Source organism: Serratia sp. PGPR-27 (genome assembly GCF_022678525.1).
In the GTDB taxonomy this organism is placed as follows: domain Bacteria; phylum Pseudomonadota; class Gammaproteobacteria; order Enterobacterales; family Enterobacteriaceae; genus Serratia; species Serratia nematodiphila.
Genome location: NZ_JALBYS010000019.1, coordinates 23935 through 48971, shown reverse-complemented (window position 1 = coordinate 48971; position 25037 = coordinate 23935). Strand labels below are relative to the sequence as shown.

The following is a 25037-nucleotide window of genomic DNA, read 5'->3' as shown; positions in this document are numbered from 1 at the left end:
CGAAAAACCCGCCATAGGCGGGTTCTTCTGAATATGGTGCCCGGACTCGGAATCGAACCAAGGACACGGGGATTTTCAATCCCCTGCTCTACCGACTGAGCTATCCGGGCAACGGGCAGCATTAAACCGTATTGGCCGAAAGCCGTCAACGGCTTTATGCGTGAAATACGCGAAAATGCCTCCGGTTGCTGGCTTTTCAGGCAAAGGGCGCAAAAAATGCGCCTGTTGGGGCTATCGCCTCGGGTTGGTGGCGCTGCCAACCCTGCCGGTTCAGCTCAACGCCCCGTTGCGGCGGCACTGCGCCACCTGCAAGATGTCTTCCGCCAGCCGTTTGGCGACCGATACGTCCTGGAGCTGGCGTTTTACCAGCAGTTTGCTCAGGCAGCCTTCCTGAATCAGCTCCATTTGCTGCGCCACCATGTCGGCGTCGTCGGCATCCATGTCGCGCAGCAGTTCGCGGGTCAGCTCCAGCGAGGTCAGCTTTTGCTGCTCCGCCAGCTGGTGGATCGGGTGGTCCGTTTCCGGGAAGAAGCTGCAGGCGGCGATAAACAGGCAGCCGGGATAGCGGTCTTGCTGCACGTATTCCGCCAGCACGTCATAGCGCGCCAGCAGCTTTTGCTGCGGGCTCAGATTTTCGTCCAGCAGCAGCTGGCGGCGCCAGGTGTCGATCTGTTGGCCGTGGTAGCGCAGGCAGTCGTACAGCAGCGCTTCGCGATCCGGCCAGAACCGTTTGAGATCGCCGGGCTGAACGTCGAGTTTTTCCGCCAGCATCTCTAATGTGGCGGTCGCCAGGCCCTGTTGTTCCAACAGACCCAGCGCGGTATCAAGGACGTGTTCACGTTGCACTTGTGCTTCCTCCCATTCACTTCCGATCTTCAGTGTCAGTTATCGCATCACTTTCTGCAAATGCGCGTTGAAGGCTTCCGCCTTCATAAAACCGGTGACCCGCTGCGCCGTCAGTTCCTGGCCCGCCGGATCGAAGAACAGGATCGTCGGCAGCCCCAGCACCTGCAGATGCTTCAGCAGCGCCGCCTGTTCCGCGCTGTTGGCGGTCACATCCGCCTGCAGCAGCACCGCGTTGGCCAGGCTCGCCTGCACCGCCGCATCGCTGAAGGTGTATTTCTCGAATTCTTTACAGGCTACGCACCAGTCGGCGTACAGATCCAGCATCACCGGCTTGCCGCGCGCCTGTTGCAGCGCCAGATCGAGCTGTGCGACGTTGTTGATGCGGGTAAAGGCCAGGTGTGGCTGAGCGGCGTGCTGCGCCTGGTCGGCGCCGAAAGCCCAGTCCTGCAGCGGCCGTGCGGCGATCACCGCCGCCGCCAGCAGCAGCAGTTGCAGGGCGCGAGCCCAGCCGCGCGCGCTTCTCAGGCTCAGGGCGAAGGCCCAACCGAAGAACGCCAGGCCGAGCAGGCTCCACAGGCGCATGCCCCACAGATCGCCGATCACTCGCTCCAGCAGGAACACCGGCAGCGCCAGAATGACGAAGCCGAAGGCCTCTTTCACGTACTGCATCCACGGGCCGCTGCGCGGCAGCAGGCGGTTGCCGAACAGGGTGACGATCACCAGCGGAATGCCCATCCCCAGCGCGTACAGGTATAGCGTGCCGCCGCCGGCCCACAGATTGCCGCTCTGGGCGATATACAGCAGGATGGCGCTGAGCGGCGCGGTGGTGCAGGGCGAGCAAATCAGCCCGGCCAGGGCGCCCATCAGGAACACGCCGGTCAGCGAGCCGCCGCGCTGGGTGTTGCTCCAGTTAGCCAGCCGGGTTTGCAGTGCGGAAGGCAGCTGCAGGGAATAGAGGCCGAACATCGACAGCGCCAGGGCGATGAACAGCACCGACAGGCCGATCAAGACATAAGGATGCTGCAGCGCCGCCTGGAACTGCAGCCCGGCGGCGGCCACCACCAACCCGAGCAGGGTGTAGGTGAGCGCCATGCCCTGCACGTAAACCACCGCCAGCGCCAGAATGCGGCCGCTGCTTTGCGGCCGGTCACGGCCGAGAATGATGCCGGAGATCAGCGGGTACATCGGCAGCACGCACGGCGTGAAGGCGATGCCGATGCCGATCAGCAATGCCCACAGCGGCGAGAACGGCAGGCTGGCCGGTGTTGCGGATTGTTCGGCTGGCTCAGAGGCAGCCGCCGGGAGCGGCGCGGCAGCGCCGGCGCTGACCGCGTCCAGCGGGATGACCCGGGTTTCCGGCGGATAGCAGAAGCCGGCCTCGGCGCAGCCCTGATAGGTGACGCTGAGGCTGGCGTTGGCCGCCGCCTGTTGCAGCGGCACCTGCAGATTCAGCTGCTGTTTGAAAATCGCCACTTCGCCGAAGAACTCGTCCTTGTGGCTTAGCCCTTCGGGCAGGGTAAACGCGCCGAGCGTTGCCTGCTGGGGCACCAGTTTGATCTGCTGACGATACAGGTAATAGCCGGGGCGGATCTGCCAGTTCAGCGTTACCTGGTTGCCTTGCTGTTTGAAATCGAAAGCGAAGGCCCGATCGACGGGCACGAACTGGCTGCCGCCCGTCGGTGCGAACAGCGAAGCCTGCGCCGCCTGCGGCAGGAAGAACAGGCAGCACAGCAGCAAAATCAGTTTAATGAAGCGTTGATCCATGACAGGTAGTCTTTATCTCCGGCCATCACCGGCAATACCAGCAGCTCGGGCGTCTGGTAGGGGTGATGTTGTTTCAGGGTGTCGAGCAGGGCCTGCTGACGGCGGCGATCGCTTTTGAACAGCATCTGCACCTCGTATTCCTGTTCCAGTTTCCCTTCCCAGTAATACAGCGAGGTGGCGCCGGGCAGCAGCGTGGCGCAGGCCGCCAGCTTATCGCCCAGGATCCGCGCCGCCAGTTCCTGGGCGCTGGCTTCATCGGGTGCGGTACAGAGTATGACGACAGCTTCGCAATCAGACATCTTCAGCCCTCTCATCGGTTCGAATGAGCACTATACCCTGAAGGCGGATTGGCTAGAAGGCGAGTTTATCGCCAGAAGGAAAACCGGGGCCGCAGCCCCGGTCAAAGCATTACAGCATGACGCTGCCGAGCAGGAAGCCGAATACCACCGCGAAGATCACGCCCATGGTGCCGGGAATGAAGAACGGATGGTTGAACACGAAGCGGCCGATGCGCGTGGTGCCGGTATCGTCCATCTGCACCGCGGCGACCAGTGTCGGGTAGGTCGGCAGGATGAACAGGCCGGAAACGGCGGCGAAGGAGGCGACGGCGGTCAGCGGCGACACGTTCAGCGCCAGCGCCATCGGCATCAGCGCCTTGGCGGTGGCGGCCTGCGAGTACAGCAGCGCCGAGCAGAAGAAGAAGATCACCGCCAGCAGCCACGGGTGCGCCTGAATGACGCTGCCGGCCGTCTCTTTGATCCAGTCGATGTTGGCCTGCACGAAAGTATCGCCCAGCCAGGCGACGCCGAGGATACAGATACAGGCGCTCATGCCGGCCTTGAAGGTGCTGGAGTTCAGCACCATGTCGGTGTCGACGCGGCACAGCAGGGTGGTCAGCGTGGCGACGCTCAGCATGATGATCAGGATGGCGTTGGTGGTGTTCATCAGCGGCTTGGCCACCAGGCCCAGGCCCGGGCTGTTGATGATGGCGTAGGCCACCACGCACAGTACGCCCAGCAGGAACAGCAGCACTGAGGCTTTGGCGCGCGGTTTGATCGCCAGCGCGTTGTTGCCGCGCAGGGTGATCAGGCCCTCTTCCAGGCGTTTCAGGTAGACCGGATCGTTAGACAGCTTGGAGTCGAACAGCCAGGTCACCAGCAGCGACATCACCAGCATGGCGCAGAAGGTGGACGGGATCACCACCATCAGCAGGTGCAGGTAGCTGACGCCGTGGCCTTCCATCACCGAAGACATGTACACCACCGCGGCGGAAATCGGCGAGGCGGTGATGGCGATCTGGGCGGAGACCACGGCGGTCGACAGCGGCCGGCAAGGCTTGATGCCCTGTTCTTTCGCCACCTCGGCGATCACCGGCAGCGCCGAGAGCGAGATGTTGCCGGTGCCGGCGAAGATGGTCAGGAAGTAGGTGACGATAGGGGCGAGAATGGTGATATGTTTGGGGTTCTTGCGCAGCAGCTTTTCGGTCTGCTGCACCAGGTAGTCCATCCCCCCGGCGACCTGCATCGCGGAGATCGCCGCGATCACCGCCATGATGATGGAAATCACGTCGAAAGGGATGCTGCCCGGCTTGACGCCGATCAGCGCCAGGACCAGAACGCCCAACCCCCCCGCGAACCCGATACCGATACCGCCCAACCTGGCCCCTAAAAAGATGGCCAGCAGAACGATAACCAATTCCAAGGCTAGCATAGTGTTTACTCCTTAAAATGAGATTTCCCGTCATCCTTGAAACTGCATCGGTGTTGGCTGCGAGCACTCACCCCAGTCACTTACTTGAGTAAGCTCCTGGGGACTTGCGCTCTTGCCGCCTTGATGCAGTCCCAATGATTTAGGGTGTAAATTGAAAATAAAACGTTAAAATTTTGTGGGCGCCTAAAAGTAAAAAGGCACGCTATCCAGAGGATTTAGCGTGCCTTTCAGGGCTACCGGGTAGGTCTGTTATTGTTCATTTTCATCCGTATAGCGTTTGGCTTTATAGGCCGGGTGCATCAGGTTCTCCACGGAGAAGATGTCATCCAGCTCGGCTTCGGTCAGTAGGCCGCGTTCCAGCACCACTTCGCGCACGCTCTTGCCGGTTTCGGCGCAGATCTTCCCGACGATGTCACCGTTGTGGTGGCCGATGAACGGGTTCAGATAGGTGACGATACCGATCGAGTTGAAGACGTAGTGTTCGCAGACTTCTTTATTCGCGGTGATGCCGTTAATGCATTTTTCCAGCAGGTTGTAGCAGGCGTTGGTCAGGATGTGGATCGACTCGAACATCGCCTGGCCGATCACCGGCTCCATCACGTTCAACTGCAGCTGGCCCGCTTCGGCCGCCATGGTAACGCAAGTGTCGTTGCCAATCACCTTGAAACACACCTGATTGACCACTTCCGGCACCACCGGGTTCACTTTGGCCGGCATGATGGACGATCCCGCCTGCAGCTCCGGCAGGTTGATTTCGTTCAGGCCGGCGCGCGGGCCGGAGGAGAGCAGGCGCAGGTCGTTACAGATTTTGGACAGTTTCACCGCCAGGCGTTTGAGCGCGCTGTGCACCATCACGTAGGCGCCGCAGTCGGAGGTGGCTTCGATCAGGTCTTCCGCTGGCACCACCGGCAGGCCGCTGACTTCCGCCAGTTTTTGCACCGCCAGCGGCTGGTAGCCTTCCGGGGTGTTGAGCGCGGTGCCGATGGCGGTGGCGCCCAGGTTCACTTCCAGCAGCAGCTCCGCGGTGCGGTGCAGGTTGCGGGTCTCTTCGTTCAGCAGCACGCTGAAGGCGTGGAATTCCTGGCCGAGGGTCATCGGCACCGCGTCCTGCAGCTGGGTGCGGCCCATTTTCAGGATGGTTTCGAACTCTTTCGCCTTGCGATCGAAGCCTTCGCGCAGCTGGTTGATGGCGTCGATCAGTTTCTGGTTGGAGGCGTACACCGCGATGCGGAACCCGGTCGGGTAGGCGTCGTTGGTGGACTGGCATTTATTGAGGTGATCGTTCGGATTCAGGTACTGGTATTCGCCTTTTTGGTGGCCCATCAGCTCCAGGCCAATGTTCGCCAGCACTTCGTTGGTGTTCATGTTCAGCGAGGTGCCCGCGCCGCCCTGGAATACGTCCACCGGGAACTGATCCATGCACTTGCCTTTATCCAGCACCTCGTCGCAGGCCTGGATGATCACGTCGGCGATTTTGCGCGGAATGGTTTTGAGTTCTTTGTTGGCCATCGCCGCGGCCTTTTTCACCATCACCATGCCGCGAACGAACTCGGGAACATCGCTGATTTTGCTGTTGCTGATGTAGAAGTTTTCAATCGCACGCAGAGTGTGAACTCCGTAGTAAGCGTCTGCGGGGACTTCACGTGTTCCTAACAGGTCTTCTTCGATACGAATGTTGTTTGACATGAGAACCTTCTCTATGTGTTGCTGCCGAATTAATAATTTGTCAGGTCAAGGCTAAAGGGCACAGCCTAAATTAATATTGCCGAAGGCTTGGGGCGTGAAACGATTAACCAAATCGCCCGTTGCTGCCCAGATCATATGCTGGTTGATAAGAAATGACTGAATCCAGATCACCTTATGGTGTTTAAGGATATGCCCTTTTCCGGTTCTGTGACTTCTTTCACGTTTGTGAACTTTAGCAATAAAAACCGGCTCTCGGTTGAAATGGTGGGGGGATGCCCTCATTGTAATGGTGTCGGCCGTTTACGGCCTCTTTTTTCGCGCCGTCGCCCCGTGGCGGCCGCGCTTTACCTACCGATAGGAGAACCAGGTGCGCTGGTTACCGCTACTGCTGATATTTCTGCTGGCTTACATAGAAATATCCATCTTTATCAAAGTCGCCGCCGTGCTCGGCGTGGCTGTCACCCTGTTGCTGGTGGTGTTCAGCTCCTGCGTCGGCATTTCGCTGGTGCGCAATCAGGGCATGAAAACCTTCGTGCAGATGCAGCAAAAACTGGCGGCCGGCGAAAGCCCGGCGGCGGAAATGGTGAAAAGCGTTTCGCTGGTGCTGGCGGGCTTCCTGCTGCTGATTCCGGGCTTCTTCACCGACTTCCTCGGCCTGCTGCTGCTGCTGCCGCCGGTGCAAAAATCGCTGACGCTGAAGCTGATGCCGCATCTGTCGGTGTATCGCCCCGGCGGTTGGACGGGCGGCGACGCCGCCAATGGCAACACCTTTGACGGCGAATTCCAGCGTAAGGACGACGAGCGCCCGGTGCTGGAACACCGCCCGGACGAGGATCGCAAACCTCACGATCGTTAAGCAAACGCGGCCCAGGCCGCGTTTTTCATCTCTGCGGCACTCGCCGAACCAAAAATGCGAAATTTTTTTCGTTAGCCCCCTTGAAGGGGGCTGGAACGCCCCCATCTCAAATGCCACGAGGCCGGTAATAACAACCATCCGGTGTACAACCCTAAATCTGATAGAGACCTTCTTACAGGAGAGCGTTCAATGAGTATTCGTCCATTGCATGACCGCGTTATCGTCAAGCGCAAAGAAGTTGAATCAAAATCTGCTGGCGGCATCGTCCTGACTGGCTCTGCTGCGGGTAAATCCACTCGCGGTGAAGTGGTTGCAGTGGGTAAAGGGCGTGTGCTGGAAAACGGCAACATCCAACCGCTGGATGTGAAAGTTGGCGATATCGTGATTTTCAACGACGGCTACGGCGTGAAAGCAGAGAAGATCGACAATGAAGAAGTGTTGATCATGTCCGAAAGCGACATTCTGGCAATTGTTGAAGCGTAATTGCGCTTTATCTTCTGAACTGAACGAGTTGAAGGGAAATACCAATGGCAGCTAAAGACGTAAAATTCGGCAATGACGCTCGCGTGAAAATGCTCCGCGGCGTGAATGTTCTCGCTGATGCAGTAAAAGTGACCCTGGGCCCGAAAGGCCGCAACGTAGTGCTGGATAAATCTTTCGGCGCACCGACCATCACCAAAGACGGCGTTTCCGTTGCGCGTGAAATCGAGCTGGAAGACAAGTTCGAGAACATGGGCGCACAGATGGTGAAAGAAGTGGCCTCCAAAGCGAACGACGCGGCGGGCGACGGCACCACCACGGCAACCGTACTGGCTCAATCCATCATCACCGAAGGCCTGAAAGCGGTTGCTGCCGGCATGAACCCGATGGATCTGAAGCGCGGCATCGACAAAGCGGTTGTCGCTGCGGTTGAAGAACTGAAAAAACTGTCCGTACCTTGCTCCGATTCCAAAGCTATCGCTCAGGTAGGCACCATCTCCGCCAACTCCGACGAAACCGTGGGTAAACTGATCGCGGAAGCGATGGAGAAAGTGGGCAAAGAAGGCGTTATCACCGTTGAAGAAGGCACCGGCCTGCAAGACGAGCTGGACGTGGTTGAAGGTATGCAGTTCGACCGCGGTTACCTGTCCCCATACTTCATCAACAAGCCGGAAACCGGTTCTGTTGAGCTGGAAAGTCCGTTCATCCTGCTGGCTGACAAGAAGATCTCCAACATCCGCGAAATGCTGCCGGTGCTGGAAGCCGTTGCCAAAGCAGGCAAACCGCTGCTGATCATCGCTGAAGACGTTGAAGGTGAAGCGCTGGCGACCCTGGTGGTCAACACCATGCGCGGCATCGTGAAAGTGGCTGCCGTTAAGGCGCCTGGCTTCGGCGACCGTCGTAAAGCCATGCTGCAGGACATCGCGACCCTGACTGCCGGTACCGTTATCTCTGAAGAGATCGGTCTGGAGCTGGAAAAAGCCACCCTGGAAGACCTGGGTCAGGCGAAACGCGTTGTCATCAACAAAGACACCACCATCATCATCGATGGCGTGGGCGACGAAGCAACCATCCAGGGCCGCGTTGCTCAGATCCGTCAGCAGATCGAAGAAGCGACCTCTGACTACGATCGTGAAAAACTGCAGGAGCGCGTAGCGAAACTGGCCGGCGGCGTTGCCGTTATCAAGGTTGGCGCAGCGACTGAAGTTGAAATGAAAGAGAAGAAAGCCCGCGTTGAAGACGCCCTGCACGCCACCCGCGCTGCAGTGGAAGAAGGCGTGGTTGCCGGCGGCGGCGTCGCGCTGATCCGCGTTGCAGGCAAAATCGCCGCGCTGAAAGGCGACAACGAAGACCAGAACGTGGGTATCAAAGTTGCGCTGCGCGCAATGGAAGCCCCTCTGCGTCAGATCGTGGTTAACGCCGGTGAAGAAGCTTCCGTTATCGCCAACCAGGTGAAAGCGGGCGAAGGCAGCTACGGCTACAACGCTTACTCTGAAGAATACGGCGACATGATCGCGATGGGTATCCTGGATCCAACCAAAGTGACCCGTTCTGCTCTGCAGTACGCGGCTTCCGTGGCTGGTCTGATGATCACCACCGAATGCATGGTCACCGACCTGCCGAAGGCTGACGCACCGGATCTGGGCGCAGCAGGCGGCATGGGTGGCATGGGCGGTATGGGCGGCATGATGTAATCATCCCCCACACGCTTGTGTGCTGAGAACCCCGGTCAAACGACCGGGGTTTTTTTATCTTAAAAATCAATAAAAAGAATGTTTGTTTAGCGCGTTATTAGTTCACTGAATGAATTATTGCATTATTTTGCTTTTGCCCTAAACCGCTGTCGTTTCGTACCGATATAGCCCCTACCGGGCGGGGAATTTTCCCCCGCCGGGGTGACTGTCAACGGAGACGACTTATGCTGAAAAATATGAAAATAGCCACCTGGTTGATGTTGATGCTGTTGCTGCTGGGCTTGATGCCCATGGGACCCGGCGCCATCGCCTTCTATTTCATGCAGCAAAACGGCAACAGCATCGGCAGGATGAGCACTTTCTCCGACGAGGAAGCGGCGCTGAACCGCAGCTGGCGTTCCTTGCTGCAAACGCAGACGCTGATCGACAACCTGGCGTTCGAGCGTATGGCGCAGACCAGCAGAGCCGATATTCAGCAGGGCATTGATGAGGCGCGCGGCGAGCTGCGCGGCGCCGATGTCGCTTTCAATCTGTTCTGGGATACGCCGGGCCTGACGGTATCGCGCCCGGAGCTGGGCGAGGCGATGAAAAAGGTCTACCTGGCGCAGCAGAGAGTGCTGAAGCAAGAGTTGACGCTGCTGGCCGAGACGCCGCAGGCATCGTTGATTGAACGGCTGCACGCCATGGCGGCCGAGAAGCGTCAGGTGCGCCAACGGTTGGACGGCCAGTTTGCCGACTACATGCGGGCCACGGTGGCCGCCCACCGTCTGGCGGTGGAGGAGGCGGAGCAGACTCAGAAAGTGTTCGCCCGCCTGCTGAGCGGCACCCTGGCGGCGATCCTGCTGCTGCTGGTCGCCGTACAGCGTGATTTCCGCCGGCGCCTGATCCTGCCGCTGCGCCAGATTGCCGAACATTTGCAAAAGGTTGGGCGTGGCGATCTGCGCAGCAAGATCGTGGCGCGCAGCAACGATGAGATTGGCATGCTGTTCGCCAGCCTGCAGGCGATGCAGCAGGAGCTGAGCGCCACCGTGCAGCAGGTGCGTGACGGCGTGGAGTCGATCAACCACGGCACGCATGAGATCGCCGTCGGCAACGCCGATCTCTCCAGCCGCACAGAAGAACAGGCCAGCGCGCTGACGGAAACCGCCGCCAGCATGGAACAGATCACCGCTACGGTGCGGCAAAACGCCGATAACGCCAACCAGGCCGCCGGGATGGTCAATCAGACCGCCGGCATTGCCCGCAACGGCGAAACGCTGATGGCCAGCGCGGTCGACAAGATGCGGGCGATCAACGACAGCGCGCGTCAGGTGGGGGATATTACCAGCGTGATCGACGGCATCGCCTTCCAGACCAACATTCTGGCGCTGAACGCCGCCGTCGAGGCCGCGCGCGCCGGGGAGCAGGGGCGGGGTTTTGCGGTGGTGGCCGGCGAAGTGCGCAATCTGGCGCAGCGCTGCGCGACTTCGGCCAAGGAGATCAGCAGCCTGGTCGACGGCGTCACCGGCGATATCGCCGCCGGCGTGCGGCTGGTGGAACAGGCGGGCGAGACGATGAATGCCATCGTCGGCTCGGTGAACCAGGTGACGTCGCTGATGGATAACATCTCGTACGCGTCGCAAGAGCAAAGCAAGGGCGTTGAGCAGGTCGGGGTGGCGGTGACCCAGATGGATCAGGTAACCCAGCAGAATGCCGCGCTGGTGGAAGAGGTGGCGACCACCGCCGTCGGCGTGGAGGAGCAGGCGGCCCTGCTGGCGCAGGCGGTGGCGGTATTCCAACTGGCGGGAGAGCCGGAAGCGTCGGCTTCGGCGGCCGGTGCCGGCTGGGTATAATGCCGCCGCTCTGTATTTGATGATATTTTTGCCGCCCGGGGCGATTTAGCTGGTAAACTGGTTAGTCATCAGCTGTCGCTCAAGACGTTGGCCCGCTCGCGCGGCAACGGATGCTTAAGAGATGGCATCGCTTTCTGATATACCCTATGAATTTCAAGTTGTAGCTAGGCGGCCAGCTCGTGAGTCCCCAGGCGCTTACTTGAGTAAGTAACTGGGGTGAGCGAGTGCAGTCAACAACGCTACAGCTTGAAAGGCGACGGGTAGAAGATTTTGCGTAATTCTCAACATCGAATGGGGAACAAGATGCGGATTAAAGCCTTACTGGGTCTTTCGGCAGCGGTGCTGCTGGCGGGTTGCAGCACCACTCATGAACTGACCGCTGCGGGTCAGCAGATCAAGTTCACCGACAGCAAGCCGGCGGCGGAATGCCAGCTGCTGGGGGAAGTGACCGGCACCCAGAGCAACTGGCTGTCCGGCAACGGCGGTGAGGGCAGCTCCATGCGCGGTGCGGCCAACGATCTGCGCAACAAGGCGGCGGCAATGGGCGGCAACGTGATCTACGGCGCCAACAGCCCAAGCCAGAACCTGCTCTCCAGCTTCGCGCCGCTGGACAGCAAAATGGTCGGCCAGGTTTACAAGTGCCCATAAGGCGCTGAGGCCAAACGCCGCACAGAGATAAAAAAAGAGGAATGCCACGGCATTCCTCTTTTCGTTCCATCAGGCCATGTGGCGCGCATCACTCCTGCATCAGGCGCAGGTCGATCGGTGTTTTGCTCGGTTCGCCGCCCACTTCACGCGTCAGGCGCGGCACCAGATAACCGGACACCTTGCTCAGCAGCGCCTGCATGATGACGCGCGCTTCATCGTCGCTGACCATGAAGTGCGCCGCGCCCTGCACCTTGTCCAGCACGTGAATGTAGTAGGGCAGGATGCCGGCGTCGAACAGCGCGTTGCTGAGCGCGGCCAGCGTGTCGGCGTCATCGTTGACGTCGCGCAGCAGCACGCTTTGATTGAGCAGCGTGACGCCGGCGAGGCGCAGCTGAGCCATGGCACTCTGCAGCTCGCGGTCGATTTCGTTGGCGTGGTTGATATGCGTGACCATCAGCACCTGCAGGCGCGAGGCCGACAGCAGGCGGCACAGCGCCGGCGTAATGCGCGCCGGGATCACCACCGGCAGACGGGTGTGAATGCGCAGGCGTTTCAGGTGCGGGATGGTCTCCAGTTCGCCGACCAGCCACTCCAACTCGCTGTCTTTGGCCATCAGCGGATCGCCGCCGGAAAAAATGATCTCGTCGAGTTCCGGGTGTTGGCGGATATAATCCAGCGCCTGCCGCCAGTTGTTCTTGTTGCCCTGATTATCCTGATAGGGGAAGTGGCGGCGGAAGCAGTAACGGCAGTTGACCGCACAGCCGCCTTTGACCAGCAGCAGCGCGCGATTGCGGTATTTGTGCAGCAGGCCCGGTACCACGCTGCGCTGCTCATCGAGCGGATCGGTGGTGAACCCTGGGGCGTTGATGAACTCCTCTCTGGCGGTCAGCACCTGGCGCAGCAATGGGTCGTTGGCATCGCCGGGGCGCATGCGCGCAGCGAAGGCGCGCGGCACGCGCAGGGCAAACAGCCGGCGGGCATCGCGCCCCTGCGGCAGTTCCGGGTGCGTATTCAGTGACAAAAGCTGCAGTAATTCATCGGGATCGGTAATAACATCGGCGAGTTGATGCAACCAATCTTCTCTATGTGCCGTACTTTGGGTTATAATGTGTGCCATTTTTTTGGCTAAGCTACCAGTTCAAATATTCAGAGGGCCATCATGGCGACTTATTCTAGCAACGATTTCCGTCCGGGTCTTAAAATCATGTTCGAGGGCGAACCTTACGCCGTCGAAGCCAGTGAGTTCGTTAAGCCGGGCAAAGGCCAGGCGTTTGCACGCGTGAAAATGCGCCGTCTGCTGACCGGCACCCGCGTGGAAAAAACCTTCAAGTCTACCGATTCTTGCGAAGGCGCAGACGTGATGGACACCAACATGAACTACCTGTACAGCGACGGTGAGTTCTACCACTTCATGCACCCTGAGTCTTTCGAACAGCATCAGGTTGACGGCAAAACCGTCGGCGACGCGGCCAAATGGCTGCAGGATAACGCAGAGTGCATCATCACCCTGTGGGATGGCCGTCCAATCGCCGTTCAGCCGCCGAACTTCATCGAAGCGGAAATCACCGATACCGATCCTGGCCTGAAAGGCGATACCGCAGGGACTGGCGGCAAGCCGGCGACACTGAGCACCGGCGCCGTAGTAAAAGTGCCGTTGTTCGTCCAGATCGGCGAAGTGATCAAAGTTGACACTCGCTCTGGCGAATACGTCTCTCGCGTTAAGTAAGTTTCAAAACAGAGGAACCCCCGTGGTTCCTCTGTTTTATCCCATCCTCGTTCGTTGGCAGAAAATTCGCATGTTCAAGAAAACGCTGTTGGCCGTGCTCTCCCTGTTGTTCCTTTTCTCCCTCAGCAGTTGCAATACGTTTCGCGGTTTCGGCGAAGACGTTCAGCATCTCGGCGGCGCCATCTCCCGCACGGCCAGCTGATCCTGCCTTTAACCCGATGTATTTGCGCCACAAAGCCGGTCACGATCCCACACCCTCCGTCAATTTTGACTACGCTTAGAAAGCCGTACTTTTTCATCAACGACAAATAAGGACTTTCTTATGCTGAAGAAAAGTATTATCGCGATCTTCTCTTTGATGATTTTGAGCTCGCTGACCGCCTGCAATACCACCCGCGGTGTGGGTGAAGACATTCAGGCCGGCGGCAAGGCTATTCAGCGCAGCGCGGAATAATCCGCATTCCACCCGGCGGCGTTCCGGCTGCGGAGAGCCGCCACATTTCTATCCCTTGCCTGAGCGTTAACGCTGCTGCTATCCTGCCGCAGTGCGGGTGAGGTTACCCGTCATGCATCACCTCGCTGAACGGGACGGCCCGTTTACGCGTCATTTTATCGGGGACGACCCCAGTGGTAGGGAGGCCGTCTCATGGCCTGGATTATTCTGCTTATCGCCGGTTTGCTCGAAGTGGTTTGGGCTATCGGTCTGAAATACACCCACGGTTTTACCCGGCTGACGCCGAGCATTATCACCATCGCCGCGATGGTGGTCAGCATGTTGCTGTTGGCCAACGCCATGAAAACGCTGCCCGCCGGCACCGCCTACGCGGTGTGGACCGGCATCGGCGCGGTGGGCGCGGCCATCATGGGCATGGTGCTGTTGGGGGAATCGACCAATATCGCGCGCATCATCAGCCTGTGCCTGATCGTGGTCGGCATACTCGGGCTGAAGTTCAGCAGTCACTGACCGGCGGACTGCTGCACCCAGATCAGCTTGTCGGTGGCGAAACCGTAGCCTTTGGCTGTCTGCAATAAGCGGTCGCGCACGGCGGCGTCAAGCGTCGGCGTGCGCGACAGGATCCACAGATAGTCGCGGTTCGGGCCGCAAACCAGCGCGTAGCGATACGCCGGATCCAGGGCAATCACGTTGTAGCCGCCGTAGAAGGGGCCGAAGAACGATACTTTCAGCGCCGCGATCTGCGGTGAACCGATAAAGTAGGCTTTGCCTTCGCTTTCTTGCCATTGCTGTTTCTGCGGATTGAAGCCGCGATTGATGACTTTCAGTCCGCCGTCGGCACGCGGGCTGTAGTGGGCGGTCACCAGCTGTAAACCGCGTTCGAAGCGATGATCCAGGCGTGCAATCTCATACCAGGTGCCGAGATAGCGCTGGCTGTCGAAAGGGGTCACGACCTTGATGTCTTTAGGCGGGGAGACGCTGCAGGCGACGGAGAGCAGGGCGGAAAGCATGACGCTAAGCTTTGACCATAAACGCATCGGTGACTCCTGTTTACCGGGGGCGAGTAGACAGTGTAGCCGATGAGAAAAGGGCGGCCAACGGGCGTTGGCCGCCTGAGCGGTTTACAGCGTGACGACGCCGATGACGGTGACGACGCTGAGGATCGCCGCCAGACCGTAGAACACCCACTTGCCGGCCGGCACGTGGATCTTCAGATCGTGCATCGCATGGTGGATGCGGTGCAGGCCGCACCACAGCGGCAGAATGATCATCAGCAGCAGGAATAGGCGGCCGATCAGGCTCTGGCAGAACGCCAGCACGCGCTCGTAACCCAGCGCCTCACCGGGGAACAGCCCCAGCGGCAGCAGAATGCCGACCAGCAGTACGATGGCCGGTGCGACGATCGCCCCCCACATACCGCCGGCGCCGAACAATCCCCAGAAAACCGGCTCGTCGGAACGTTTAGGTGCTTGATTTATCATGTTTCCTCCGGATTAGATCAGGGCCACGGCCAGGATGACCACGCTGACGACGATGGTGACGGCCCACAGCCCTTTCACGATGGGGCCCGGCCCCATTTTCTCGCTGTTGACCACGATATTGGCGGCCTTCGGCGCCAGATCGAACCAGGTTTTGGTGTGCAGCGCCGCCGCCAGCAGGGCGACGACGTTGATCAACAGCACCAGCGGATTCTGCAAGAAACCGACGAAGCCGGCCCAGCTCTCGGCGCCGCCCTTCAGCGCGAACACGCCGTAGAGCAGCACGATGCTGAACCACACCGCCAGCACCGAGGTGCCTTCGCGCAGCATGTAGAAACGGTAGAAGCCGAGCTTTTGCCACCAGGTGGGCGTCATGGTGCGCACATAGGGCTTACGTTGAGTTGTCATGGCAATTTTTCTCCCTTATTGCGGCTTCAGCATGGCGATCATGAAGTCTTTGGCGCTCTCCACCTTGCCCTGCTGGATGGCGGCGGCGGGATCGACGTGTTTCGGGCAGACTTCAGAGCAATAGCCGACGAAGGTGCAGCTCCAGACGCCGTTTTGGCCGTTGAGCTGCGGCATGCGCTGTTTCTTGCCGTGGTCGCGGTTGTCCAGGTTATAGCGGTGCGCCAGCGTGATCGCCGCCGGGCCGATAAACTCGGGGTTGAGGCCGAACTGCGGGCACGCGGCGTAGCACAGGCCGCAGTTGATGCAGCCGGAGAACTGGTGGTATTTGGCCATCTGCGCCGGGGTCTGCACGTTCGGGCCATCCTCCGGTTTGCGATCGTTGCCGATGATGTACGGTTTGATCGCCTCCAGGCTCTCGATGAAGTGGGTCATGTCCACCACCAGATCGCGCTCGATCGGGAAGTTGCCCAGCGCTTCGACCTTCATGCCGCCGACGTAGTCGCGCAGGAAGGTTTTGCACGCCAGCTTCGGCACGCGGTTGACCATCATGCCGCAGGAGCCGCAGATCGCCATGCGGCACGACCAGCGGTAGGAGAGGTCCGGCGCCAGGTTATCCTTGATGTAGCCCAGCGCATCGAGCAGCGAGGTCTGTTCATCATAAGGCACGGCGTAAGTGACGAAATGCGGCTCGGCGTCACTTTCCGGGTTATAGCGCATGACGTCGATCTTCAGGGTTTGCATCTCAGCCATTTGCCTGCTCCTTATTCTTTTTCTCCTGCGCTTCGGCTTCTGCGCCGTAGACGCGTTTGGCCGGCGGCAGCTTGGTGATTTTCACGTCGCTGTATTCGAGACGCGGCGCGCCCTGCGGGTTGTGGAACGCCAGCGTATGCTTGAGGAAGTTGACGTCGTCACGCTCGGTGCAGCCTTCGTCCAGGCGCTGGTGGGCGCCGCGCGACTCTTTGCGGTTAAATGCGGAGTGCGCCATGCATTCGGCGACGTCCAGGCCGTAGCCCAGCTCGATGGTGTACAGCAGATCGGTATTGAACACGCTGGTGTTGTCGGTGATTTTGACGCGCTTGAAGCGCTCTTTCAGCTCGGCCAGCTTATCGATGGTTTTTTGCATCAGCTCCGGCGTGCGGTAGATGCCGCAGCCTTCTTCCATCGACAGCCCCATTTCGTCGCGGATCTTCGCCCAGTTTTCGTTGCCTTCCTGCTTCATCAGGTTGCCCAGGCGGGTTTCGACGTCGCGGGTTTGCGCATCCAGCGCGGCGCCGTTGGCCGGCGCGGTTTCCAGCGCGCGGCGCGCCGCGTGCTCACCGGCGACGCGGCCGAATACCACCAGTTCCGCCAGCGAGTTGGAGCCGAGACGGTTGGCGCCGTGCAGGCCGACGGAGGAACATTCGCCGACCGCGAACAGCCCCTTGATGCGAGTTTCGCAGTTCTGGTCGGTTTCAATGCCGCCCATGGTGTAGTGCGCGGTAGGGCGCACCGGGATCGGATCCTTCACCGGATCGACGCCGACGTAGGCTTTGGCCAGTTCACAGATGAACGGCAGCCGCTCCAGCAGCTTTTTCTCGCCCAGGTGGCGCAGATCGAGGTAGACCACGTCGCCGCGTGGGGTGGCGATGGTGCGGCCGGCGCGCCATTCGTGCCAGAAGGCCTGGGACACTTTATCGCGCGGGCCCAGCTCCATGTATTTGTTCTTCGGCTCGCCCAGCGGGGTTTCCGGGCCCATGCCGTAGTCTTGCAGGTAGCGGTAGCCATCCTTGTTCACCAGGATGCCGCCTTCGCCGCGGCAGCCCTCGGTCATCAGGATGCCGGAACCGGGCAGGCCGGTTGGGTGGTACTGCACGAACTCCATGTCGCGCAGCGGTACGCCGTGGTGGAACGCCATGCCCATGCCGTCGCCGGTGACGATGCCGCCGTTGGTGTTGTAGCGGTAAACGCGCCCGGCGCCGCCGGTGGCCATCACCACCGCGTTGGCGCGGATCTGCACGCGGGTGCCTTCCATCATGTTGAGCGCCACCAGGCCGCGCGCCTGGCCGTCATCCACCAGGATATCCAGTACGAAGTGCTCGTCGAAGCGTTGAATTTGCGGGTATTTCAGCGAGGTCTGGAACAGGGTGTGCAGCATGTGGAAGCCGGTCTTGTCGGCGGCGAACCAGGTGCGTTCGATCTTCATGCCGCCGAAACGCCGCACGTTGACCGAACCGTCCGGTTTGCGGCTCCACGGGCAGCCCCACTGTTCGAGCTGGGTCATCTCGCGCGGGCACTGATGCACGAAGTGATCGACCACGTCCTGCTCGCACAGCCAGTCGCCGCCGGCGACGGTGTCGTGGAAGTGGTAGTCGAAGGTATCGTGATCCTGAGTGACGGCGGCGGAGCCCCCCTCGGCGGCGACCGTGTGGCTGCGCATCGGGTAGACCTTCGAGATCAGCGCGATTTTCAGTTGGGGATTGGCTTCCGCTGCGGCTATTGCTGCACGTAAACCAGCGCCCCCGGCCCCAATAATGGCAAGATCGGCGTTAAAGGTTTGCACTGCATTCCTCCAATGTTCTTGTTAAGAACGGCAAGTTAAATATCTATGCTTAAAATTTAGCGAACTCTTCGGGTGCTAACTAATTGAACCGATTAATGTTGCTTAAAGGTTAAGGATAGATATCTCCCACCAATAATGGGGAATTAACTATACCTAAAGTTAAGTAGTCGAAATTTGATGTGATCGATTGTTTTGTCGATTAACGCTTGCCCAACAGGCTTGCCTGCCTTTTCGCGCGTTCGGCGTGCTTTACCCTTTTTAACGCGCTTTTGCCGCCTATTTATCGGAAATTGGCGTTATGGCCGGTTGCGCATCGTGAAGAATTTGTTTGGCTGCAAGGATGCGAGTAGACTGCATCCCCTGTTTGATTTCGGAGTTAATTACCATGAGCGAAACGGCAAGCTGGCAGCCTAGTGCACCCATCGCCAATTTGTTGAAACGCGCAGCGATTCTGGCTGAGATCCGGCGTTTCTTCGCCGATCGTGGCATGCTGGAAGTTGAGACGCCCACCATGAGCCAGGCGACGGTCACCGACGTTCACCTGTTCCCGTTCGAGACGCGTTTCGTCGGGCCGGGGGCGGCAGAGGGCCTGACGCTATACATGATGACCAGCCCGGAATATCACATGAAGCGCCTGCTGGCGGCGGGCAGCGGCCCGATCTACCAAATGGGGCGCAGCTTCCGCAATGAAGAAGCCGGGCGGCACCATAACCCCGAATTCACCATGCTGGAGTGGTACCGTCCGCACTACGACATGTACCGCCTGATGAATGAGGTGGACGATCTGCTGCAACAGGTGCTGGACTGCGAGAGCGCGGAGACCCTGTCCTATCAGCAGGCGTTCCTGCGCCATCTGGACATCGATCCGCTGTCGGCGGAGAAGGCGCAGCTGCGCGAAGCGGCGGCCAAACTCGATCTGAGCAACATCGCCGATACCGAAGAAGATCGCGATACGCTGCTGCAGCTGCTGTTCACCGTGGGCGTGGAACCGCATATCGGCCGTGAAAAGCCGGCGTTCGTTTACCACTTCCCGGCCAGCCAGGCGGCGTTGGCGGAGATCAGCACCGAAGACCACCGCGTGGCGGAGCGTTTTGAGGTGTACTTCAAGGGCATTGAGCTGGCGAACGGTTTCCGCGAGCTGACCGACGGCCGTGAACAACAGCAGCGCTTCGAGCAGGACAACCGCAAACGCGCGGAGCGCGGTCTGCCGCAGCAACCGATCGACTACAACCTGTTGGCGGCATTGCAGCACGGCATGCCGGAATGTTCCGGCGTAGCGCTGGGCGTGGATCGTCTGGTGATGCTGGCGCTGGGCGCCGAGAGCCTGAGCGACGTATTAGCCTTCCCGGTCGGGATCGCCTGACGTTTCAGGCGGTGAGAAAAGCAAAAAGGGTCGGCATTTGCCGACCCTTTTTTTATCGCGAGAAGCGCTTACAGCCCCCCGGCGTCGCGCTTGGTGTTCGGCGCCGGCGTAGACGGCGGCGTACGGCCGTTGTTGGTCAACCGCGACAGCGTCTCGGTGCGCACCTGGAACGGCGGGTACGGCAGCGTGATGCCGTGCTCGCGATAGCCCGCCAGGATCAGCTGGTGGATCTCGTGGCGCAGCGGCATGCGGTGGCCCATCTCGGCGGCGTAAATACGCATCTCGAAGATCTGGATGCCCTGTTGCAGATCGACCAGGTAAACCTCCGGCGCCGGATTATCCAGCACCAGCGAGCAGCGTTCGGCGGCGTTCATCAGGATTTTGGTCACCTCCTCGCTGTTGGCTTCGCCCGGCGCCGGTACGGTCAGCACCACACGGGTCAGGGTGTCCGACAGCGACCAGTTGACGAACTGTTCGGTGATGAACGCTTTGTTCGGCACGATGATCTCTTTGCGGTCCCAGTCCGAAATGGTGGTGGCGCGGGTATTGATCTTGGTGACGGTGCCGGTCAGGTTGCGGATCGTCACGGTGTCGCCGATGCGGATCGGTTTCTCGAACAGGATGATCAGGCCGGAGATGAAGTTAGAGAAGATCTCCTGCATGCCGAAGCCCAACCCCAGACTGAGCGCGGTAACCACCCACTGCAGTTTTGACCATTCGATGCCGATCCAGGCGAAGCTGAGCACCGCGCCGAACAGCAGCAGCAAGTACTTGGTGATGGTGGTGATGGCGTAGCCGGTGCCCGGCGACAGATCCAAGTGCTGCAGCACCGCCAGCTCCAGCAGCGCCGGCAGGTTGCGCACCAGCTGCATGGTGATGATCAGCACCAGAATAGCGATCAGAACCGCGCCGAGGGTGATCGGATGGGCGGTCTCTACGCCGTTCACCGTCGAAGTCACGTCCCACAGCGAGATGTTTTCCAGGAAGGCGAACGCGGAGTGGATCTCGGACCACAGCACGATCACCGACACCAGCGCGATCAGCGTCAGGATCGACCGCACCAGCCGCAGCGACTGGGCGCTGATGGTGTCCAGATCGAAGTCCGAATCGTCCGGATCGATGGCGCCTTCGGTGCTGTTCGGGGTGTGCGAGGTTTCGTCTTCGCCGCGGGCGCGCTGGGCCAGGATGTCGGCGCGGCGCTGTTTGGCGCGATCGAAGGCGATGCGCCGCCGTTGGATCAGCATCCAGCGGCGGATGATGTGGTAGATGACCAGCAACAGGAACCAGATCGCCACCGAGGTCTCCAGGCGCGCCAACAGCGCCTGCGCGGTGGTGAGGTAACCGACGGTCGACGCCAGCGCCGCCAGCAGCGGCGCCGACAGCAGCAGCCCCCAGAAGGCGCTGTTGAGCATGTTGTCGCCGGAGCCGTTTTTATCCAGATACAGCGGAATGCCGGCGCGTTTCAGGCTGTGGGTGACCAGCGCCAGCGCCAGACACAGCAGGATAAAGCACAGCCGTCCCAGGGTGTTGGCGAACTCGCGTTCTTTCAGGCTATCGAAGGTGATCAGCGCCATGATCAGCGGCACGATCAGCCAGATCGACATCTTGTAGTAGCGCATGGCGCGCGAGACCTGCTTCGCCGGCCAGCGGAAGTGCACGATGAACAGCCCCTGCGGGTGGGCGAAGGCGGCGCAGATCATGCAGATCCACAGGATCGGCAGCGTGGCGGTCACCCCTTTGCCGATCGCTTCTGCCACCGGGTAGTTCCAGGCGCTCTGCAGGCCGTAACCGAGCGCGGCCCACAGCACCGGCAGCGGCATCGCCACCAGAATCGACCAGAACACGGTGCGCACCGTGAGGAAGAATTCGTCCTGCGTCACCTTGCCGACGCGGCTGCTGGCGCGCTCGAGGAAGGCGTGATAGTGCTTGCGTGAACTGATGCTGAAAATCACCAGCAGCAGGGCGCCGAAGATCGGGATCAGCGTTTCGCGGCTGGTCACCATCATCATGAAGGCGCCGCCGAGCTGCGACAGCGTGTCCAACGACAGGACGCGCGTCAGATCGTGCGCCACGTTGAGCGGATAAGAGAAGTTGATCGGATTGACGTCCGGCACCCAGAACAGATAGCGGTGGGTGGCGTCGCGAATTTCGTTCAACGCTTCGATCAGTTGGGTGTTGGCCACCTTCAGCTTGGTCAGCTCGAGGATTTGGGTGTCGCAACCGGACAGCAGCGAGTTGAGCAGCTCGCGCTGGGTGCGCAGCTGGGCATCGACGATGCGCTGCTCCTGGCTGGTCAGCGCGCTGCCGTCGTCGCGCTTGAATTCGCGCTGCGACAGCTTTTCCAACTGATTTTCAAACTGCAGGCGCTGCACGCGCAGCTGGGCCATGTCGCCGTCCAGCTGTTGCGGCTTGGGCATTTCCGGCAGCGTCGCCACTTGGGCGCGCAGGGTTTCCCCCAGCGCCGACGACGAGCCGAGCCACTGGGCCTGTTCGATGATGGTGCTCAGCGCCTGGCGCACCTGCAGCGTCTGTGCCGCCGCCTGCCGCTGCTGCGACGAAATCAGATCCATGCGCTGCGCCTGGCTGTTCAGCGCGGCGGACAGTTCGCGGTTGATCTGCAACTGTTGGCTGATGCTTCTTGGCAAGTCGCCGTTCTGCTCGGCCAACTGCTCGGTTTTTTCCAGCGCCAGTTCCGCTTCGCGTTGGCGCTGGGCATTGAGGTTGTTGCGCAGCGCCTGCAGCTGCACGTCTATTTTCTCGTGGCGCTTTTTATAGACCTCGGCGCGCATGCGCGCCAGCTCCTGCCGGTTGTTGGCCGACAGCTGCGCCAGCTCCAGCTCGTCCACTTTGGCTTTGCGCGCCGCCGCTTCGGTCTGCAGCAGGGCCAGGGCGGCCTGCGCGTACGGCGTGGTCGGGTTGGCAGGCTGCGCCTGCAGGCGGCGCTGCACTTCCGTCAGCGCACGGCGAGCGTCGGTCTGCTGCTGCGGCAGCTGGCCGAGCGAATCGCTGATCTCCCGCGTGCGATCCTGCTCTTGCTGCAGCAGGCGCGCCTGTTCCAGCAGCAGGCTGCTGGTTTGCAGGATCTGCTGTTCCAGCTCGGCGGCCGGCAAATCGTCGCCGTTCGGCAGGATCTTGTTGCTTTCCAGCACCAACTGACGGCGCAGCTCCTGCGTCATCTTCGGGAAATCGTCGATCACCCTCTGATACTGCTCGGAGCGAGTCTGCGACTCTTTGCGCTCCGTCAGCCAGTTGAGGGCGCTTTGCAGCGCCTCGGTGGTTTCCGCCTGATTCGGCGCGTTTTTGCTGCTTTCCGCCTGCTTCAGCTCCTGTTTGAGCTGGCTCTCGGTCGGCACGGGGGCGGCCAGCGCCGGTTGCCACAACAGGCAACCGAGCAAAAGCGTGATGAAAAGGCGCACGGCGTCGATTCCTTTAGATCGGGGTCTGTGGTGTTTCAGCGGCGGCCGGGATTTCGGCGAAGGCTTCACCCATGCGGGTGACGGTGCCGTTATGCAGCTGCGGCGCAAACTGCACGCTGCCTGCGGTAAACAGGTTGATCACCGTGGAGCCGAGCTTGAAACGGCCCATCTCGGCGCCTTTTTCCAATGTGATGGCGCCTTCTTCACCAGCGGCCGGGTAGGTCCAGCGCTTGATAATGCCTTCGCGCGGCGGCGTGACGGTGCCGGCCCAGACGGTTTCAATGCTGCCGACGATGGTGGCGCCGACCAGGATTTGCACCATCGGCCCGATGTCGGTGTCGAAGACGCAGATCACGCGCTCGTTGCGTGCGAACAGGTTAGGCACGTTGGCGGCGGTGAGCGGGTTGACCGAGAACAGATCGCCCGGCACATAGATCATTTCGCGCAGCACGCCGGCGCACGGCATGTGGACGCGGTGATAGTCGCGCGGCGCCAGGTAGGTGGTGGCGAACAGGCCGTTGCGGAACGGCTCGGCCAACAGATAGTTGCCGGCCAGCAGCGCTTCCAGGCTGTAGTGGTGGCCTTTGGCCTGGAAGATTTGATCCTCGCGGATCGGGCCGAGCTGGCTGATGGCGCCATCGGCGGGCAGCGCCAGCCAGTTGGCGTCGGCGATGATCGGGCGCGCGCCATCGCGCAGCGGGCGCACGAAGAAGTCGTTGAAGGTGGCGTAAGACGCCAGGTCCGGGTTTTGCGCTTCCTGCATGTCCACGCGGTAGTAGCGGGCGAAGGTTTTGACCACCAGTTGGGTCAGCCAGCCGGCACGTTTGTCGGCGCCCCAGCCCGCCAGGCGGGTCAGCGCCAGCTTCGGCAGCCAATATTGCAGTTTAATCTTGATGCTATCCAGCACGTTAACCTCGTGAATCAGGGTAAAGGGCGCGCATTGTAACGAGGGCTCCGCCGTCGTCAATGCCCGCCCGTCAGTGTCAGTCTGCGGCGTCCGTGAAGTTCTTGCGAACCTTCACCTGCGCCATGCTTTCCAGAATGCGGTGGTAGTTGTCGAAACGCTCTTCCGCGATATCGCCTTTCTCCATCGCCGCGCGGATAGCGCAGCCGGGATCGGTATCGTGGCGGCAGTCGCGGAATTTGCAACCGCCTAAATAATCACGGAATTCGACAAAGCCGCGGGTAATTTGTTCCGGCTCCAGGTGCCACAGGCCAAACTCGCGCACTCCGGGGGAGTCGATCACGTCGCCGCCGTGCTGGAAATGGTACAGCCGCGCGGCGGTGGTGGTATGTTGCCCGAGGCCCGAGACGTCGGAAACCTGATTTACCAGAATTTGCTCTTCAGACGGCGGCAGCAGCGCGTTCAGCAGGCTGGATTTGCCGACCCCCGACTGGCCGGCGAAGATGCTGATGCGCCCGGCCAGCGCCTGTTCGAATTCCGCCATGCCTTCCCGCGTCTGGCTGGAGACTTCCAGCACCCGGTAGCCAATCTTGCGATAGATATCCATCATGCCGTCGACCAGCTTGCGCGCTTCGGCGTCCAGCAGGTCAATTTTGTTGAGCACGATCAGCGGCTCGACTTCGAGCGTTTCGCAGGCCACCAGATAGCGGTCGATGATGTTCAGCGACAGCTCGGGCAGGATCGCCGACACAATGACGATCTGATTGATATTGGCGGCGATCGGCTTCACGCCGTCATAGAAGTCCGGGCGCGTCAGCACCGAGGTGCGCTCGTGCACCGCTTCCACGATGCCCTTCACCCCTTCATGGGTGCCCAGGCCGGGGCGCCACACCACGCGATCGCCGGTGACCAGCGAACGCAGCGTGCGGCGGATGTTGCAGCGGTGCTGAGTGCCATCCGGCGCCTCAACGTCGGCGTGCATGCCGAAACGGCTGATGACGACGCCTTCCTGCGGCTCGCCCAGCTGGGAATCATCCGGTTCCGGTTTGTTATCGGCGCGCTTCAAACGGCGCTGATGGTTCGCCTGCACGCGGCGTTGCTGACCTTTGGACAGTTTGTTCTTACTCACTGCGCCTCACTTGAATCGGTTTTATACCTTTACGTATATGCACAGCCGCGGCGGGGAGTTGCCCCCGGCGCAGCCTTGAACCCGTCAGGGTATATGTCGCCCAA

At 60.5% G+C, this 25037-nt stretch carries 24 protein-coding genes and 1 tRNA gene; 10 read left to right on the top strand and 15 right to left on the bottom strand.

The annotated features are described in order from the left end of the window. Positions 1-34 precede the first annotated feature (34 nt). The 6 genes from MMS95_RS12405 to aspA form a co-directional block, all read right to left on the bottom strand. A tRNA-Phe gene (locus tag MMS95_RS12405) sits at positions 35-110 on the bottom strand. Positions 111-270: 160 nt separating this feature from the next. After that, on the bottom strand, positions 271-846 hold the full coding sequence (locus MMS95_RS12400; RefSeq protein ID WP_015376374.1) for a transcriptional regulator: 576 nt from the start codon (positions 844-846) through the stop codon (positions 271-273). A 39-nt stretch (positions 847-885) separates the two neighbouring features. Beyond that, positions 886-2610 (bottom strand): protein-disulfide reductase DsbD, encoded by a 1725-nt coding sequence (locus MMS95_RS12395; RefSeq protein WP_242141742.1) that lies wholly within the window; start codon positions 2608-2610, stop codon positions 886-888. Next, positions 2586-2909, bottom strand: coding sequence for a divalent cation tolerance protein CutA (gene cutA, locus MMS95_RS12390; RefSeq protein ID WP_021504953.1), 324 nt, complete (start codon positions 2907-2909; stop codon positions 2586-2588). Before cutA ends, MMS95_RS12395 begins: the two co-directional genes overlap by 25 nt. Positions 2910-3018: 109 nt before the next feature. After that, positions 3019-4320 (bottom strand): anaerobic C4-dicarboxylate transporter, encoded by a 1302-nt coding sequence (locus tag MMS95_RS12385; RefSeq protein WP_242141741.1) that lies wholly within the window; start codon positions 4318-4320, stop codon positions 3019-3021. A 249-nt stretch (positions 4321-4569) separates the two neighbouring features. Beyond that, entirely contained in the window at positions 4570-6006 is a 1437-nt protein-coding gene (aspA, locus tag MMS95_RS12380) for an aspartate ammonia-lyase (RefSeq protein WP_004929659.1), read from the bottom strand. Positions 6007-6373: 367 nt separating this feature from the next. On the opposite strand from aspA, the gene MMS95_RS12375 reads away from it, so the two are divergent. The 5 genes from MMS95_RS12375 to MMS95_RS12355 all read left to right on the top strand — a co-directional run bounded on the left by MMS95_RS12375 (position 6374) and on the right by MMS95_RS12355 (position 11516). After that, positions 6374-6862, top strand: a complete 489-nt coding sequence (locus tag MMS95_RS12375) for an FxsA family protein (protein WP_004929660.1) — start codon at positions 6374-6376, stop codon at positions 6860-6862. 189 nt (positions 6863-7051) lie between these two features. Next, the gene (locus tag MMS95_RS12370) at positions 7052-7345 is read left to right on the top strand and encodes a co-chaperone GroES (protein WP_004929661.1); all 294 of its coding nucleotides are present in this window, start codon (positions 7052-7054) and stop codon (positions 7343-7345) included. Positions 7346-7389: 44 nt separating this feature from the next. Further along, positions 7390-9036, top strand: coding sequence for a chaperonin GroEL (gene groL, locus MMS95_RS12365; protein WP_004929662.1), 1647 nt, complete (start codon positions 7390-7392; stop codon positions 9034-9036). 224 nt (positions 9037-9260) lie between these two features. Next, complete coding sequence (locus tag MMS95_RS12360) at positions 9261-10868, top strand: methyl-accepting chemotaxis protein (RefSeq protein WP_242141740.1); 1608 nt, start codon at positions 9261-9263, stop codon at positions 10866-10868. Positions 10869-11171: 303 nt separating this feature from the next. Then, on the top strand, positions 11172-11516 hold the full coding sequence (locus MMS95_RS12355; protein ID WP_004929664.1) for a DUF4156 domain-containing protein: 345 nt from the start codon (positions 11172-11174) through the stop codon (positions 11514-11516). Between the two features lie 88 nt (positions 11517-11604). Here the strand turns inward: MMS95_RS12355 and epmB are convergent, their stop codons facing one another. Continuing rightward, on the bottom strand, positions 11605-12633 hold the full coding sequence (epmB, locus tag MMS95_RS12350) for an EF-P beta-lysylation protein EpmB (RefSeq protein WP_004929665.1): 1029 nt from the start codon (positions 12631-12633) through the stop codon (positions 11605-11607). Positions 12634-12675: 42 nt separating this feature from the next. Between epmB and efp the strand changes: the two genes are divergently transcribed. The 4 genes from efp to sugE all read left to right on the top strand — a co-directional run bounded on the left by efp (position 12676) and on the right by sugE (position 14206). Then, positions 12676-13242, top strand: coding sequence for an elongation factor P (efp, locus tag MMS95_RS12345; protein ID WP_004929666.1), 567 nt, complete (start codon positions 12676-12678; stop codon positions 13240-13242). 70 nt (positions 13243-13312) lie between these two features. Further along, positions 13313-13444 carry an entericidin A/B family lipoprotein gene (locus tag MMS95_RS12340; protein WP_004929667.1) on the top strand — a complete coding sequence of 44 codons (132 nt, stop codon included), beginning with the start codon at positions 13313-13315 and terminating at the stop codon, positions 13442-13444. A gap of 120 nt (positions 13445-13564) precedes the next feature. Further along, a complete protein-coding gene (locus MMS95_RS12335; protein WP_004929668.1) occupies positions 13565-13696 on the top strand; it encodes an entericidin A/B family lipoprotein in 132 nt (43 codons plus the stop codon). Between the two features lie 192 nt (positions 13697-13888). Then, the gene (gene sugE, locus MMS95_RS12330) at positions 13889-14206 is read left to right on the top strand and encodes a quaternary ammonium compound efflux SMR transporter SugE (protein WP_004929669.1); all 318 of its coding nucleotides are present in this window, start codon (positions 13889-13891) and stop codon (positions 14204-14206) included. Here the strand turns inward: sugE and blc are convergent. From blc to frdA, 5 genes are all read right to left on the bottom strand, one after another. Then, complete coding sequence (blc, locus tag MMS95_RS12325; RefSeq protein WP_242141739.1) at positions 14200-14733, bottom strand: outer membrane lipoprotein Blc; 534 nt, start codon at positions 14731-14733, stop codon at positions 14200-14202. The two genes, sugE and blc, sit on opposite strands and share 7 nt — an antisense overlap. Before the next feature lie 84 nt (positions 14734-14817). Then, positions 14818-15177 carry a fumarate reductase subunit FrdD gene (gene frdD / locus MMS95_RS12320; RefSeq protein WP_004929672.1) on the bottom strand — a complete coding sequence of 120 codons (360 nt, stop codon included), beginning with the start codon at positions 15175-15177 and terminating at the stop codon, positions 14818-14820. Positions 15178-15189: 12 nt separating this feature from the next. Then, positions 15190-15582, bottom strand: coding sequence for a fumarate reductase subunit FrdC (gene frdC, locus MMS95_RS12315; RefSeq protein WP_004929673.1), 393 nt, complete (start codon positions 15580-15582; stop codon positions 15190-15192). Between the two features lie 15 nt (positions 15583-15597). Next, complete coding sequence (locus MMS95_RS12310; protein WP_004929676.1) at positions 15598-16332, bottom strand: succinate dehydrogenase/fumarate reductase iron-sulfur subunit; 735 nt, start codon at positions 16330-16332, stop codon at positions 15598-15600. Next, complete coding sequence (gene frdA, locus MMS95_RS12305) at positions 16325-18121, bottom strand: fumarate reductase (quinol) flavoprotein subunit (RefSeq protein ID WP_015376381.1); 1797 nt, start codon at positions 18119-18121, stop codon at positions 16325-16327. The genes MMS95_RS12310 and frdA overlap by 8 nt, the downstream gene beginning before the upstream one ends. Before the next feature lie 385 nt (positions 18122-18506). On the opposite strand from frdA, the gene epmA reads away from it, so the two are divergent. After that, positions 18507-19484, top strand: coding sequence for an elongation factor P--(R)-beta-lysine ligase (gene epmA, locus MMS95_RS12300; protein ID WP_242141738.1), 978 nt, complete (start codon positions 18507-18509; stop codon positions 19482-19484). A gap of 68 nt (positions 19485-19552) precedes the next feature. On the opposite strand, the gene mscM is transcribed toward epmA, so the two are convergent. From mscM to rsgA, 3 genes are all read right to left on the bottom strand, one after another. Next, a complete protein-coding gene (gene mscM, locus MMS95_RS12295; protein WP_015376383.1) occupies positions 19553-22900 on the bottom strand; it encodes a miniconductance mechanosensitive channel MscM in 3348 nt (1115 codons plus the stop codon). A 13-nt stretch (positions 22901-22913) separates the two neighbouring features. Beyond that, the gene (gene asd, locus MMS95_RS12290; RefSeq protein WP_015376384.1) at positions 22914-23807 is read right to left on the bottom strand and encodes an archaetidylserine decarboxylase; all 894 of its coding nucleotides are present in this window, start codon (positions 23805-23807) and stop codon (positions 22914-22916) included. 76 nt (positions 23808-23883) lie between these two features. Then, positions 23884-24933, bottom strand: a complete 1050-nt coding sequence (gene rsgA / locus MMS95_RS12285; protein WP_004929686.1) for a small ribosomal subunit biogenesis GTPase RsgA — start codon at positions 24931-24933, stop codon at positions 23884-23886. Positions 24934-25037: the final 104 nt, after the last annotated feature.